Raw genomic sequence first — 14470 nt, 5'->3', positions numbered from 1 at the left:
TGCTCAAAATTCAGTGAGTTGGCGGCTTAGCCGTAGTCAATTGAAAGCCGACGCTGCGATAGGCTTTATAGCGGTCGCGCGCCAACTGTTTCAGGGATTCTTCGTAAGGGACAAAGTCTATCACTTCATGGAAAGCGGTGGCAAAATCTGCGAAATACGGCAGCAGGCTGATAAGCAGCTCGCGCGGGGCGTTTCCCCGTCGCTCGGGCCATGCCAGTTCAACCGGCGCGCCCTGACGCGGCCCCTCGCCGGCCAGATTATGCGGTACGAACGAATGCGGATCGCGCCGCCACAGCGCCTCATCCAGTCGTATCGCCTGCCGTTCATCCTCGCAGGCGATTAAAACCCGCTTTCCCGCGCGCCAACGTTCCGCCGCCAGATCGCATGCCAGCGCCTCATGGGCGCTGAGATCATCGCTTTTGCTGTCGTGTTCGAGAAGATAGAACGTCGCGTTTTTCATTGTTTACACTATTGATAAGGGCCGGAATTCCCGGCCCGGTATAACTGGTTTATTCAGGCGCGCTTTACTGTACCCGACAGATTACCATCATTCTACGTCATTTAGCCCGGCGCGATTAAGCAGGAACTGTGACAGCAGCGCCACCGGACGCCCCGTCGCGCCTTTGGCTTTTCCTGAACGCCACGCCGTACCGGCGATATCCAGATGCGCCCAGCTATACTTGCGCGTAAAGCGGGACAGGAAGCAACCCGCGGTAATCGCGCCGCCGGGACGACCGCCGATGTTCGCCATATCGGCGAAATTGGACTCCAGTTGTTCCTGGAACTCATCCGTTAACGGCAGGCGCCACGCCCGGTCGCCGGACTGCTCGGATGCGCCCAGCAACTCATGCGCCAGCGGATTATGATTCGACATCATGCCGGTAATATGATGGCCGAGCGCGATCACGCAGGCGCCGGTCAAGGTAGCGATATCGATCACTACATCGGGATCGTAGCGTTCCACGTAGGTAAGGGCGTCACACAGCACCAGACGACCTTCAGCATCGGTATTCAACACCTCGACCGTCTGACCCGACATGGTGGTCAGCACGTCGCCCGGACGATACGAACGTCCGTCGACCATGTTTTCGCAACCGGCCAGCACGCCAACGATATTCAGCGGCAGCGCCAGTTCGGCGGCCATGCGCATCACGCCGTAAACCGTCGCCGCGCCGCACATGTCGTATTTCATTTCATCCATGCTGTCGGCCGGCTTGATGGACACGCCGCCGGAGTCAAACGTCAGGCCTTTGCCGACCAGCACGATCGGGCGGGTTTCCGCTGAAGGATCGCCTTTATATTCAATGACCGACATCAGGGATTCATTCTGCGAACCCTGACCGACCGCCAGATAGGCATTCATGCCCAGTTCCTTCATCTGCTGCTCGCCAATCACGCGCGTAATGATGTTCTGGCTGTATGTATCGGCCAGTTGGCGCGCCTGCGAGGCCAGATAGGCGGCATTACAGATGTTGGGCGGCATATTGCCGAGATCTTTCGCCGCCTTGATACCGGCGGCAATTGCCAGACCGTGCTGAATAGCGCGTTCTCCGCTGGTCAGTTCACGCCGCGTCGGCACATTAAATACCATTTTACGCAACGGACGACGTAACTCGACTTTGTTGCTTTTCAACTGATCAAAGGTGTAGAGCGACTCTTTCGCCGTTTCGACCGCCTGACGCACCTTCCAGTAAGTGTTGCGGCCCTTAACGTGCAGTTCGGTCAGAAAACAGACCGCTTCCATGGATCCCGTTTCATTCAACGAGTTGATGGTTTTCTGAATGACCTGCTTGTACTGGCGTTCGTCCAGCTCCCGTTCTTTTCCGCAGCCAATCAGTAAAATGCGTTCCGAAAGGATGTTGGGGACGTGATGCAGCAGCAGTGACTGCCCCACTTTGCCTTCCAGTTCACCCCGGCGAAGCAAAGCGCTGATATAACCATCGCTGATTTTATCAAGCTGTTCGGCAATCGGGGACAAGCGGCGCGGTTCAAACACGCCGACGACAATGCACGCACTGCGTTGTTTTTCCGGACTACCGCTTTTTACGCTGAACTCCATGTACTCTCCTGAATCTTAAAGACAAAGGCGGGATCAACGGCTAGAATGTGACACTCCGTAATACTTTCCCGCCGTTGCGTTAACATAACCTGTGTTAATCTTAACGACGTAACGAACCTGCTTTGATGAGTATAAGCAGATTCTGATAAAACAGCCCAAACACAGTATGTTGTAATACAGTTTTAGCTACGAAGGTTGCCACAAATGAGTATAAATGGCGAGTTAGCGAAGAAACTATCGGCTTTCCTGCAAAAAGACAAGTTTTCACAGGCGTAATTAAGCGTGATCATCACTCGATATCTGGTACGGGAAACATTTAAAAGCCAACTGGCCATCCTTTTCATTCTGCTGCTGATTTTCTTTTGTCAGAAATTAGTGCGGATACTGGGGGCCGCCGTTGACGGCGATATCCCGACCAATTTGGTTATTTCCTTACTGGGATTAGGCGTGCCTGAAATGGCGCAGCTTATTTTGCCATTAAGTTTATTTCTCGGGCTACTCATGACGTTTGGCCGTTTGTACGCGGAAAGCGAGATCACCGTGATGCATGCCTGCGGCCTCGGCAAAAGCGTACTGCTTAAGGCGGCGCTGCTGCTTGGGTTGCTGACGGCCGCCGTCGCCGCCGTCAATTCGTTATGGCTTGGCCCCTGGTCATCCCGTCATCAGGAAGTGGTGATGGCGGAAGCCAGAGCCAACCCCGGCATGGCGACGCTGGTGGAGGGTCAGTTCCAGTCCGCTCAGGGCGGCAATGCCGTGTTGTTTGTCGGCAACGTTCAGGGCAAGGAGTTCGAACACGTCTTTCTGGCCCAGCTACGGCCCAGAGGCAACGCGCGTCCATCCGTCGTCGTCGCCGATCGCGGACACGTCACCCAGAACGACGACGGAAACCAGGTCGTTACGCTGGATAACGGCGCGCGCTATGAAGGCACCGCGCTGCTGCGTGATTTTCGCATCACTGACTTTACCAACTATCAGGCGGTAATCGGCCATCAGTCCGTCACGCTCGATAGCAGCGCTGTGGAACAGATGGACATGCCGACGCTCTGGCGTTCGGATAGTCATGACGCCCGCGCCGAATTCCACTGGCGTCTGACGCTCATCGTCTCCGTGTTGCTCATGGCGGTGATGGTGGTGCCGCTGAGCGTCGTCAATCCGCGTCAGGGCCGGGTGCTGAGCATGCTCCCCGCCATGCTGCTCTATCTGGTGTTCTTCCTGCTGCAAAGCTCGCTGCGCTCCAATGCCAGCAAAGGGAAAATAGACCCGATGATATGGATATGGATGACAAATCTGGTGTATTTCGGCATAGCCGTGCTGCTGAATATCTGGGATACCGTACCCATGCGTAAAATACGTTCCCGTTTGACACTGAGGGGGGCGGCCTGATGTTTGGCGTACTGGACCGCTATATCGGTAAAACGATTTTTACCACCATTATGGCGACGCTGTTCATGCTGGTATCCCTTTCCGGCATCATCAAGTTCGTCGATCAGTTGCGCAAAGTCGGACAGGGCAACTATTCGGCATTCGGCGCCGGGCTGTATACGCTGCTCAGCGTGCCGAAAGACATTGAAACCTTTTTCCCGATGGCGGCGCTGCTAGGCGCGCTGCTGGGACTGGGTACGCTGGCGACCCGTAGCGAGCTGGTCGTCATGCAGGCGGCGGGATTTACCCGCTTGCAAATCGCGTCGGCCGTAATGAAGACCGCTATCCCGCTGGTGCTGCTCACTATGGCGATTGGCGAATGGGTATCGCCGAGAGGGGAACAGATGGCGCGCAACTACCGCTCGCAGATGATCTCCGGCGGCTCAATGATCTCGACGCAGAACGGGCTGTGGGCCAAAGACGGCAATGACTTCATCTTCATTGAGCGGGTGGTGAACGATAAAGAGCTCTCCGGGGTTAACATCTATCACTTCGACAATCAAAACAAACTGCTGTCGGTTCGCTATGCCGCATCCGCCTTGTTTGAGGATAACGCATGGAAACTTTCCCAGGTTGACGAGTCCGACCTGCGCGATGGCAAACAGATTGGCGGCAGCCAGACGCTGAGCGGTGAATGGAAAACCAACCTGACGCCCGATAAACTCGGCGTGGCGGCGCTGGAACCGAGCGCCCTTTCCATCAGCGGACTCTATAGCTACGCCAACTACCTCAAGCAGAGCGGGCAAGAATCGAGCCGCTACGTATTGAATATGTGGAGCAAGGTATTTGCACCGCTCTCCGTCGCGGTCATGATGCTGATGGCGTTATCCTTTATCTTTGGACCGCTGCGCAGCGTTCCAGCCGGACTGCGCATCGTCATCGGCATCAGCTTCGGTTTTCTGTTCTACCTGTTAAACGAAATCTTCCGCCCGTTGAGTCTGGTATACGGCATACCGCCGATATTAGGCGCTATCTTGCCAAGCGCCGTGTTCTTGATAATCAGCGTGGCGCTGCTGTTGAAACGCCGTTAAACGCAACTGCATGGTAAAAACAAAAACGCTGAGCGGGAAATCGCTCAGCGTTTTTTATGACCTAAACGCGCGTCCCCTACCCTAAAAGTGCGATAACGCCTTGCCAAAGATGATTTTTTCAGCACTTAACCCAACACGGGACGGATTAGAGTTGCGCCCGAGTCGGCAAAAGGTATAATGCACCCGTTTTCCGCATACCTCTTCGTGCCGAAGTGGCGAAATCGGTAGACGCAGTTGATTCAAAATCAACCGTAGAAATACGTGCCGGTTCGAGTCCGGCCTTCGGCACCATCGTATGAAAATCAAGTCACCTCAGGGTGGCTTTTTTTATGTCCATAATCGTCCAGTAACCTCCATATATTACTGTAAAATAACGATTTTAATTTCACATTCCTTTCTGCGATTTCGTCTATTTTATCCACAGCGGTCTTTTTTCGTCCATTGACATCCAGATGATTTGGGGGTCAAGATGAGGGTCAATTCACTTCGATTATGAGTTGACCCCCAAATTATGGCGCTGACCGACGTTGTTGCCCGTACCGCCAGGCCGCGCGAGAAAGCTTACAAGCTCGCGGACGCCCCTCGCAGCGCGGCGCTCATGAACTGATCTTCCCCGGCGATCGTCGGCCAACCAAACCGATGAGTGAAAACACCGTCAACAATGCATTGCGGGTAATGTACGACACCACCACCGAAGTATGTGGACACGGTTTCCGCACGATGGCCTGTAGCGCACTAGTTGAGTCCGGCCAGTGGTCACGGGATGCGGTGGAACGGCAAATGAGCCATCAGGAACGTAATGGCGTTCGTGCTGCCTACATTCACAAAGCGGAACATCTGGATGAGCGCAGGCTGATGCTGCAATGGTGGGCGGATTATCTGGATGCGAACCGGGATGAGTATGTGGTGCCGTATGAGTTCAAAAATATTTGATTCATTAATGAGTTAGCGATGAAAAAAACGAAAAAACCAACGGTGTCGGTTACTTCTCTGATTGAAGAGGCAGAACAGCGTCATCAGAGGATCTTACAGGGACTTGCCGATGTTGATGCAGGGCGTGTTGTAAATCGCTCTGATATGCGGGCGTTTATCACCAGACTGAAGCAAGCATAATCGATAGAAATACAGGGGCGTATCCTGTATCGAAAGCGTATGCATTAAGCTCCGCGCCAGCCCCTTTTTGGGGAGGGGCTGGCGCTCATTTTTCTTATGTGGATGATTTTTTCGGCTGCTCATAATACCCCAGTATCATTTCCGTCAGATCGTTTTCCACCATTATAAGTTTACCTTTTTACAGCATATAAGCTGTTTTATTATTTTACAGCTTATTTGATGTATTTTGTTTTTACAGCTTATAGGGTGTATTATGTAAAAACAGCCTATAGTATGTATAAGTATCTAAAATAAGGGTAAGTGCCTTATGAATACAGTCTATCCGTTGAAAACCTTGAATCAGTTGCGCCCATTGCTGATTGGCTTTCGCAAAGCTAAGGGACTGACGCAAAAAGACGTGTCTGAAAGGTTAGGTGTAACACAGCAAACCTATGCCCGTTTGGAAGCAAACCCCGGAAGTGCCAGTATTGAGCGCTTGTTTAAAGTGCTCACCGTTCTGGGGGTTGAGGTGGTGCTGTCTTCTGAACCAAGAGTACATTTCTCTATGTCATCCTCAACAATGGAAGAGCCAGAAAAGCCAATAGACTCACCCGCCAGACGGGAAAAATGGTGACACTATGCCTCGAACACAACAGCGTTTAGCAATATGGATGAATGGAATTCAAGTGGGATTCTGGGAAAAGACCCGAGGCGAAGATAGGTTGCAATATCTTCCCGAATGGATCGCTGATGAACAGGGAAGACCTTTATCGCTTTCTTTGCTTTTCACCCCCGGTAATCAGCTTTGGCGCGGCAATGTGGTACGCGACTATTTTGATAATTTATTGCCTGACAGCGAAGGTATACGCAGGCGTTTAGCAACGCGTTACCACGCTGATAGCCTTGAGCCTTTTGATCTGTTGGCTGAGCTGGGAAGAGACTGTGTTGGCGCAATACAGTTACTGAATGGTAATGAGGAGCCCACAGATCTATTTTCCGTAAATTATCGCCCACTTTGTGAAGCTGAGATCGCCGCTATATTGCGTAATACAACAGCGACATTGTTGCCAGGTCGGCAGGATGATACTGACGATTTACGTTTATCGATTGCCGGTGCGCAGGAAAAAACGGCTTTACTCTGGCATGAAGGACGATGGTGCTTGCCAGAAGGTAGTACCCCTACGACGCATATTTTCAAGTTACCACTCGGGCTGGTGGGTAATATGCAAGCGGATATGAGTACGTCGGTTGAAAATGAATGGCTATGTTCTTTGATCCTTAAGGAATATGGAATTCCTGTCGCAAAAACACAGATTGCGCAGTTTGAAGATCAGAAGGTATTGGTTGTTGAGCGTTTTGACAGAAGATGGTCAAGTGATCGGCAATGGATCATTCGCTTGCCACAAGAGGATATGTGTCAGGCTCTGGGGGTTTCCCCGCTACGAAAATACCAGTCTGATGGTGGGCCGGGGATTTCCGATATTATGGAAATACTGAGTCATTCGGAGCAGGCTGAGCAGGACAAAGCGCAGTTTTTCAGAGCGCAAATTATTTTCTGGCTGATAGCGGCTACTGATGGGCACGCCAAAAATTTCAGTATCGCTATTGAGCCACAAGGTCGTTATCACCTTACGCCGCTTTATGATGTTTTATCGGCATGGCCGGTCATTGGTCCGCGTAATAACCAGATTTCCTGGCAGAAGTGCAAGCTGGCAATGGCTGTTCGGGGTAGCAGTAATTATTACCATCTGTACAGAATTCAACGGCGACATTGGATCAAGCAGGGTGAGTTAACCGGTCTGGGCAGACGACAGGTTGAATCCATGATGGATGATATTATCTACAGAACACCTGAAGTTATTGAACGTGTATCTGCGTTGCTGCCTGAGTCATTCCCACCAGAGCTTGCGGAATGTGTTTTTAAGGGTATACGGCAACAGTGTGGTCGGTTACAAGCATTGAACCTTAAATAAGATATTAAAGAACGTCTTGAGACCATTTATCTTTTATGCAGAGGTAGCCATAGAACGGTGAGTGACTAGGGAAAGTGATCATAAAACATCCCCCACTTTCCCCCCACTTACTCAGGGATCACGGTTTCCCCCACCTGATTTTCATGGTTAGCATAAAAATGATTGTTTATTAGTGAGTTAAATTATTCCCCCACTTCGTGCGTATATACATATTCAGACGCTCCCACAGGATAAAGATCAGCAGTTCTTTCGCGAGCGGGTTGTCCAGTTCAATGATGGCGTAGGCCAGCGCCCGACAGTGATCGACGAGTTCTTCTAACGTCAGGGGTGTGGGGTCATACATGATGTACCCCCGCAGAAAAAAAGAAAGATGCACGTTCACACGCGCAGACGCAAATCATTAAGACGAGTAAAATTGAAGTCGCGCGATAACGTGAACTTACGAGAATTGAGCGCTGTTTAAGCCGCCTATGAAGTGAAATCACCGCAACGATAAACGTTGCAGCTACGGCCAGTCTCCTACGGTATGGAAGCCGCTCTCTGGCTGGGTATAGTGAAGCCCACTGTAATGTTGGCTTGAGGTAAAGTTTCAACGTGCCCTTCATCGTCACGCTCGTAGCGGCGTTCAAACTACCTGACGACATCTGCTTGCAAAGGTTGGCAGATTTACCGCGCTTCTTAATCACGCTCCCTTCCCTATGACTTTGGCAGTGTGACCACCCGAAGGCGTTTCTCACAGGTCACTCATATCATCCCGATACTGGAAACATTGGTGGCTGTCATCGACAGCAGGGTTTCGTGGTCAAAAATACGACAAAGTTTTGCAGGTTTCAAGTGCTTTGACTCTGCCAGAAAAGAGAGTAATCTAGCACTTAGTGCTATAGTTAAGGTTACAGGATGTCGGCCTGATGCGTGTATTCAAAACCAAATGGTTTACTAAGGCGGCTAAATCCCACGCCATCAAGGATGGCGAATTATGCCAGGCTATTGAGGCGGTGATGCAAGGGAAAGCTGACGATCTCGGCGGCGGCGTTTATAAGAAGCGGCTGAACCAGAATCGCGATCGCGCCATCATATTAGCGAAAGGTGGACAGCACTGGTTTTACACGTTCCTGTATGCCAAGCAGGATATGGCGAACATTGATAATCGTGAACTGGCCGGATTCCGCGAGTTAGCGAAGCACTATGCCGCCCTTGCCGATGAAAAGATTGCGGCACTGATTAAAAGTAAAGAACTGGTGGAGATTTGTCATGACCGCAAAAAGTAAATTCAAGAGTCCTGCATTTGAGGCGATCCACAGCGCGGCTTCTGGATTATTCAGCGTCGATGCTATCCCACAGGAAACGATGCGCAACTTTGACAAAGCATGTCTCAACAGCGTGGAGGATCTTCAACCCCTTGAGATTAAGGCGTTACGTGAAAAGCTAAACGTCAGTCAGCCAGTTTTCGCAAGCTACCTGAACACCAGTGTTTCGACGGTACAGAAATGGGAAAGCGGTGTAAAACGCCCTAGCGGGTTATCGCTGAAACTGCTTACCGTGGTGCAGAAGCATGGGTTGAAGGTGCTGGTTTGATATTTGGATCTGCAAGTTTATAGCTATAATATTTTGTATGTCGGAGTGGCACCAATTTTGAGGCTGGTGCCTACTAATTAGCATAGAAAAAATTATTTATACTTTTCTCTTACAGCATTTATTTTAGCCATAAATTCATTCAAGAAGCTATTGTTTACTTTATTGTTGTCAACATTTTTCATTACTCTAATCAGATCAACTAAATCATTATGTATTTCTTTGTAATGAAATATTATTTCATTATAAGATATTTCATTCAATACCATCCATAGTAAATAAATATCTTGCAATGTTCTTTTGAATCCTGTCACATTCTTGACATTTAAAAAATCATTAAATGCACCAGCCAAGTCTGAATCAATAACTTGGCCATTAAGACTAACAATGTATTTAAGTTTCTCAATGAACTCTTTTATTTTTCCAATTGATATTAGAAATTCATTCTTTTTATTTATATTTTCATCTAAACTTTGTAACATATTTGTGATTGCGGATTTATTGCTAATTCTACAATTCAATCTATCTTGCTTCAGATAAAACTCCACTCCACTAGTTGACTCTCCATGTTCTTTAATGTGATGAAGATATGATAAAACGGCTATCATTTCTTCATTTTCCATCCTATCACTGGTTCTCTCACTATTAGTCAATCGTAGATAAAACCAGTCTAGACTCTCATTCGTTATATCTTTTATTACTTTTATAATTTCATAATTGACAGTGGAATTCCACATTTCAAAAGAATTATCCTTAATAGGATATGGTTTATTATTCAATCTTATAAATAGATCTATGGGATCAAATTCTTCATTAACCTTGTAATCTATCTCTATTATATTTATATCAAAATCGTATATTTTCTCAATGAAATTTTCTGGTAATGAATTGAATTTCCTTCCATTAAACTCCTTTAATATTTTAAGATTACTCAAAGAGAAATTATTATTCTTTGAGTATTGAGACTCACCTTTTTCATCTTTATATTTCTTCCCCATAAACCCTAATATTGATAATAGTCTTTGTTGACCATCAATAACTTCTTTTATGGAATCCCTATTTTTATATACAAATATAGGGGGGAGATATATACCCAAAAGGATACTCTCTATTATCGATGAGGCTTTTCTAGTATTAATTTTCTCTTGACGCTGATAAGACGGCCTTAAAAGGTATTTGTTTGTATTTAAATCATTTATGATTTCCTCAATGGGTACAGATGATGGTTCAGGCTTCAATACCCTTAAATTGTTGAGAACCTCAATCTTCATAAGCCCTTCTTCTTCTGTCTGTTTTAACGCTTTAATCTTCTGGCTAAATTTTTCATCTTTTATGTATAAAGAAAAATTAAAACCAAACAAAGACGAAAAAATTGATGCAGTATCATTAAATCTTTCAAGAATATTCCCATAATAGTGGGAATCTGAAGGGGCATATTTAGAAATGTTTTTACTATAATGCTCGTTGAGAGAGCGAATAACTTCTTTGTTAATTTTATCTTTAAAATTAACATCCTCTTTAGATAAAACAGAAAATGCCCACAACATGCATTCATAGATTAATTTGTTATCTAAAGAGCCTTCTGTTGATAACAATTCATGAATTTTTATTACTTCCAATACGATTTCTTTAAATCCAGTATAAACTAGTTCATGGTCTTCAGAATTACTTATAGTTACATCGTAAAGTAACTCTCTTATCTCTGTTCTGCTACCACTACCAGCATAAGAGGTTATAGGGAAATTTGATAAAACGATATATCTTCTGAAAAAATCTATCAAATAAGAATTGTCTGACTTGTTTTTTTTGTTACTGAAGAAGCATTGAGTTACTTTTTCTTCAAAAATCACATCATGCTCAATATCTTTCTCCATAATTTCAGTTAAGATATCTTTATCATACTTAGCATTATCTAATTCAGTTGAATTTAATGCTGTTATACCTGTGTTATATCTTCTAAATATTTCTTTCTTAATTTTATCTTCAATATTTTGAGCTAATTGAGGCTCATTGATAACCTCAAATTCGAATAGTCTTACCTTGGTGTCAAGTAAGGTTTCAATTATATCAGTTTGAAGATCATTAAAGCTTTTACCTTTTAATACTTTTAATGCCATTAAGCCATTTGCAGCAAGCTTCAGGCTGTTCTCTTTAAATCTTTTTAGGGTTTCAAAACGTTGCCTTCCATCAATAACTTCAACCGTTTTCCCAGATTTAAACAATATAAGAGGCGGTATGTCTGTACCAAGGAGGATACTTTCAATAAAGAAAGTCCCCTTAACTGCATCCCAAACATAGTTCCGTTGATAGTACGGCTTATAATTTATTCTTTTTATATTTCTTTCACTTAAAAGTGTTCTGACAGTTATCGAACGCGTGCTTATTTTTATATTGTTTTTAAATACTCTTTCAAAATCATTATCAAACATATCCACCCCCACAATCAATATTTATCAAAATTAACTTTAAAGTTCTTATCTGTTTTGAGTATATATTCACATCTGCTTTCGTTTATCATATTAATGAATATACAATCATCACAGCCAATTGACTCTAAATTACTTAGTATAAATCTATCATAAATGTAATATTCAATAAAGAAATTAAATTCTTTTAGATCTGAAAAACCTATTTTTTTAATAAATTCACTGTCTGTTATTTCTACGTTAAATAAATAATTCCCTTCATCGGTCAAAGATAACGATAATAGTAATCTGTCACCTTCATGTGAATATTTCTCAACCCTAACAGGGTCATCCATAGATATATCTGTCATATCTTGATGATTTCTAATCATAAAATCATCTAACCAATTTATTAAAATAGATCTATCTATATTAGTTTCATTGTTCTCACAATTGAAAAAAACAAACTCGGCTTTCGATGTTAGTGTAAGATGCTTGAGTATATTATACTTTAGTATCAATCGCCTAAAATTCTTACCATACTCTGAACGTGAATTATAATATATTAAATATAGCTCCTCATCAATTAGCTGCGATCTAATTATTTTACTATAAAAATATTTCTTCTTTTCATCCAAGTCATCTTGTTCATCAATAACTTTATATAATCGATATATAGTTTTTAAATAGTGGGATATTTTATCTTTATTTATGTAATAAAATGACGAATACTTTCTGCTTATTATTTCGACATTTTTCTTAATATCTTTTGATATTTCACCCGTAATGATAATGTTTTCATTTATTTCTTTCATGATATTATCTTTTGATAACAATATGTCATTTCTTATTCTTGTATATATTTCAATTAATGAATAGAAATTAGATTCAAATTGTTGTATTCGAGATGTTCTAGATTGTTCTTTTAATACGTCGCGTTGTTCCTCATATATTTTCCTCGCCATGGCATACTCTTCTCTTTGTAACTTAATCTCCTCTCGTTGATTTTCTAATGCGTTAATTTGCTTTTGTAGAGCCTCTTTATTCGTAATTATATCCTTTCTTTGTTCCATTAACCCCGCATAAAATAAAATCACTCCAGCTAATGCCCATAAAGAACCAGTAATGCCTCCTATAACATCACCAAGTTGACCAAAAACATCTGTTTTTATTGGAATGTCAAAGTTGAATAAGATGGCCTTATACCCAAAAGAAAAAACAAACCCTAAAAACAAGAGGAAACCTAAAAATATTAATATCCTTGAGAATTTCTCTGAAATAAAAAATTTAAACATCAATAAATATCCTTAATAAATAGTGATGTTGATGATGTGCTCATAATTGACGAAATAATATATGTTACCGCGCCGCGATCCCATCGAAAATACTCTTTAAGGGGAAAATATATCTTCGCGATTCGCTAATTTTCCACGGTTTTTTATCCTAGCATAGGAGACAAGAAAATAGAACAAAAAGTTCCCAATATCACTATAAAAATATATCATACAATATGAGAATAAATAAAATACCTCCTATTAACTCTATGATGCTACTCAGCAACCATCTAATAGTTTTGCATAATAGCACTACACTGTGGGTATGGCATCAAATCTACAGTAAAGATTGTTCGAAATAGCATTGTATAAAGCGCATTGGGGTCAATTTGGTGGTCAGTAAAACTGTTTTTTCATTAAATTTATTAAAAATCAAAACATTATTAATTATTTCGAGTCCGGCCTTCGCACCATCGGAACATCAATAGACGTCAACGGACGTCTTTTTTTGTGCCTGAAATCCAGTATCCGCAAGGCTTCCCTCGCTTTTCCACTCAACCTAAGTCAACCTGATTCAATCTACATCAACTAACTGATGCGGGTACAACTGCGGGTATATCGCGGTTCGAGAATGTTTGTACCCGCACAGAACCCTTGAAAGGATATTCATCATGGCTCTGAGTGATGTGAAGGTTCGTTCGGCTAAGCCTGAAGCAAAAGCCTATAAACTTACTGACGGTGAAGGCATGGTGTTGCTGGTTCACCCTAACGGCTCCAAATACTGGCGGCTACGTTATCGCTTCGGTGGTAAAGAGAAGATGCTAGCGCTGGGGAAATACCCCGAAGTCTCGCTGGCGGATGCCAGGGCACGCAGGGATGAGGCCCGTAAGCTATTAGCTAATGGCGTCGATCCCAGTGAAAACAAGAAAGCCGTTAAGGTAGAGCAGGAGCAAGAGGCGATAACTTTTGAAGTGGTTGCCAGAGACTGGCACGCCAGCAATCAAAAGTGGTCTGAGTCCCATAGTGCTCGTGTATTAAAAAGTCTGGAAGATAATCTCTTTGCTGCTATTGGTAAGCGGAACATTGCGGAACTAAAAACGCGGGATCTTCTTGTACCCATCAAAGCGGTGGAATCATCCGGACGACTCGAAGTTGCGGCTCGTTTGCAACAGCGGACTACCGCGATTATGCGCGTTGCTGTGCAGAGTGGTTTAATCGACTACAACCCTGCATAAGAAATTGCCGGTGCGGTTGCTACGGCAAAAAGACAGCATCGTGCTGCGCTCGAACTCAATCGCATTCCTAAACTACTTCATCGTATTGATCATTACTCCGGCAGGCCGTTAACCCGATTGGCTGTTGAACTCACTTTGTTGGTTTTTATCCGTTCAAGCGAGCTGCGTTTTGCCCGCTGGTCAGAAGTAGATTTTGAAACGGCCATGTGGATGATTCCTGGTGAGCGTGAACCGCTGGAAGACGTTAAACACTCTCAGCGTGGATCCAAGATGAAGACTCTGGATTTGACCCTATATATCCAGACGTTTTTGCTCTCTTATGGTTGCGATAACTTCCTGCGTATATATTCCCGTGGTGAGCGATATCCCAGTGCACTATGCGGATGATGTTCGTTGTAATGACTGAA

At 44.7% G+C, this 14470-nt stretch carries 12 protein-coding genes, 1 tRNA gene and 2 pseudogenes; 10 read left to right on the top strand and 5 right to left on the bottom strand.

Features of this window, described 5'->3' with window-relative positions:
- Window positions 1–10: 10 nt before the first annotated feature.
- Window positions 11–460, bottom strand: coding sequence for a DNA polymerase III subunit chi (locus tag ABRZ28_RS09460; RefSeq protein ID WP_319606287.1), 450 nt, complete (start codon window positions 458–460; stop codon window positions 11–13).
- An 87-nt stretch (window positions 461–547) separates the two neighbouring features.
- Window positions 548–2059: a leucyl aminopeptidase gene (gene pepA / locus ABRZ28_RS09455; protein ID WP_319606286.1), complete on the bottom strand. Its 1512-nt coding sequence runs from the start codon at window positions 2057–2059 to the stop codon at window positions 548–550.
- Between the two features lie 282 nt (window positions 2060–2341).
- On the opposite strand from pepA, the gene lptF reads away from it, so the two are divergent.
- The 7 genes and pseudogenes from lptF (at window position 2342) to ABRZ28_RS09420 (ending at window position 7577) form a co-directional block, all read left to right on the top strand.
- On the top strand, window positions 2342–3442 hold the full coding sequence (lptF, locus tag ABRZ28_RS09450; protein ID WP_319606285.1) for an LPS export ABC transporter permease LptF: 1101 nt from the start codon (window positions 2342–2344) through the stop codon (window positions 3440–3442).
- Entirely contained in the window at window positions 3442–4512 is a 1071-nt protein-coding gene (gene lptG / locus ABRZ28_RS09445) for an LPS export ABC transporter permease LptG (RefSeq protein ID WP_319606284.1), read from the top strand. The genes lptF and lptG overlap by 1 nt, the downstream gene beginning before the upstream one ends.
- A 206-nt stretch (window positions 4513–4718) precedes the next feature.
- Window positions 4719–4803: transfer RNA gene (locus ABRZ28_RS09440), tRNA-Leu, on the top strand.
- 300 nt (window positions 4804–5103) lie between these two features.
- A pseudogene (locus ABRZ28_RS09435) lies at window positions 5104–5445 on the top strand (tyrosine-type recombinase/integrase); the annotation flags it as partial.
- 18 nt (window positions 5446–5463) lie between these two features.
- Complete coding sequence (locus ABRZ28_RS09430; protein WP_082152985.1) at window positions 5464–5625, top strand: CopG family transcriptional regulator; 162 nt, start codon at window positions 5464–5466, stop codon at window positions 5623–5625.
- Between the two features lie 307 nt (window positions 5626–5932).
- The gene (locus tag ABRZ28_RS09425) at window positions 5933–6238 is read left to right on the top strand and encodes a helix-turn-helix transcriptional regulator (protein ID WP_095834990.1); all 306 of its coding nucleotides are present in this window, start codon (window positions 5933–5935) and stop codon (window positions 6236–6238) included.
- Window positions 6239–6242: 4 nt separating this feature from the next.
- The gene (locus ABRZ28_RS09420; protein ID WP_330520126.1) at window positions 6243–7577 is read left to right on the top strand and encodes a type II toxin-antitoxin system HipA family toxin; all 1335 of its coding nucleotides are present in this window, start codon (window positions 6243–6245) and stop codon (window positions 7575–7577) included.
- A gap of 169 nt (window positions 7578–7746) precedes the next feature.
- Here the strand turns inward: ABRZ28_RS09420 and ABRZ28_RS09415 are convergent, their stop codons facing one another.
- Window positions 7747–7920, bottom strand: a complete 174-nt coding sequence (locus ABRZ28_RS09415) for a hypothetical protein (protein ID WP_330520125.1) — start codon at window positions 7918–7920, stop codon at window positions 7747–7749.
- 565 nt (window positions 7921–8485) lie between these two features.
- Between ABRZ28_RS09415 and ABRZ28_RS09410 the strand changes: the two genes are divergently transcribed.
- A complete protein-coding gene (locus ABRZ28_RS09410; protein WP_330520124.1) occupies window positions 8486–8845 on the top strand; it encodes a type II toxin-antitoxin system RelE/ParE family toxin in 360 nt (119 codons plus the stop codon).
- Window positions 8829–9152, top strand: coding sequence for a helix-turn-helix domain-containing protein (locus ABRZ28_RS09405; protein ID WP_330520123.1), 324 nt, complete (start codon window positions 8829–8831; stop codon window positions 9150–9152). The genes ABRZ28_RS09410 and ABRZ28_RS09405 overlap by 17 nt, the downstream gene beginning before the upstream one ends.
- Before the next feature lie 92 nt (window positions 9153–9244).
- Here the strand turns inward: ABRZ28_RS09405 and ABRZ28_RS09400 are convergent, their stop codons facing one another.
- Complete coding sequence (locus tag ABRZ28_RS09400; protein WP_330520122.1) at window positions 9245–11578, bottom strand: GmrSD restriction endonuclease domain-containing protein; 2334 nt, start codon at window positions 11576–11578, stop codon at window positions 9245–9247.
- A 14-nt stretch (window positions 11579–11592) separates the two neighbouring features.
- The gene (locus ABRZ28_RS09395) at window positions 11593–12849 is read right to left on the bottom strand and encodes a putative phage abortive infection protein (protein ID WP_330520121.1); all 1257 of its coding nucleotides are present in this window, start codon (window positions 12847–12849) and stop codon (window positions 11593–11595) included.
- A 650-nt stretch (window positions 12850–13499) separates the two neighbouring features.
- Here ABRZ28_RS09395 and ABRZ28_RS09390 point away from each other — a divergent pair.
- A pseudogene (locus ABRZ28_RS09390) lies at window positions 13500–14342 on the top strand (tyrosine-type recombinase/integrase); the annotation flags it as partial.
- Window positions 14343–14470: the final 128 nt, after the last annotated feature.

It is taken from the genome of Brenneria sp. g21c3 (genome assembly GCF_040240345.1).
Lineage (GTDB): Bacteria > Pseudomonadota > Gammaproteobacteria > Enterobacterales > Enterobacteriaceae > Brenneria.
Note: the sequence above shows the minus strand (reverse complement) of the source record. Positions and strands in the feature narration are given on the sequence as shown.

Bases quoted from the DNA above. Each gene is read 5' to 3' on its own strand.
- ABRZ28_RS09425 (WP_095834990.1), top strand. From the start codon at position 5,933: ATGAATACAGTCTATCCGTTGAAAACCTTGAATCAGTTGCGCCCATTG.
- lptG (WP_319606284.1), top strand. From the start codon at position 3,442: ATGTTTGGCGTACTGGACCGCTATATCGGTAAAACGATTTTTACCACC.
- ABRZ28_RS09400 (WP_330520122.1), bottom strand. From the start codon at position 11,578: ATGTTTGATAATGATTTTGAAAGAGTATTTAAAAACAATATAAAAATA.
- ABRZ28_RS09405 (WP_330520123.1), top strand. From the start codon at position 8,829: ATGACCGCAAAAAGTAAATTCAAGAGTCCTGCATTTGAGGCGATCCAC.
- ABRZ28_RS09395 (WP_330520121.1), bottom strand. From the start codon at position 12,849: ATGTTTAAATTTTTTATTTCAGAGAAATTCTCAAGGATATTAATATTT.
- pepA (WP_319606286.1), bottom strand. From the start codon at position 2,059: ATGGAGTTCAGCGTAAAAAGCGGTAGTCCGGAAAAACAACGCAGTGCG.
- ABRZ28_RS09410 (WP_330520124.1), top strand. From the start codon at position 8,486: ATGCGTGTATTCAAAACCAAATGGTTTACTAAGGCGGCTAAATCCCAC.
- ABRZ28_RS09430 (WP_082152985.1), top strand. From the start codon at position 5,464: ATGAAAAAAACGAAAAAACCAACGGTGTCGGTTACTTCTCTGATTGAA.
- ABRZ28_RS09415 (WP_330520125.1), bottom strand. From the start codon at position 7,920: ATGTATGACCCCACACCCCTGACGTTAGAAGAACTCGTCGATCACTGT.
- ABRZ28_RS09460 (WP_319606287.1), bottom strand. From the start codon at position 460: ATGAAAAACGCGACGTTCTATCTTCTCGAACACGACAGCAAAAGCGAT.
- ABRZ28_RS09420 (WP_330520126.1), top strand. From the start codon at position 6,243: ATGCCTCGAACACAACAGCGTTTAGCAATATGGATGAATGGAATTCAA.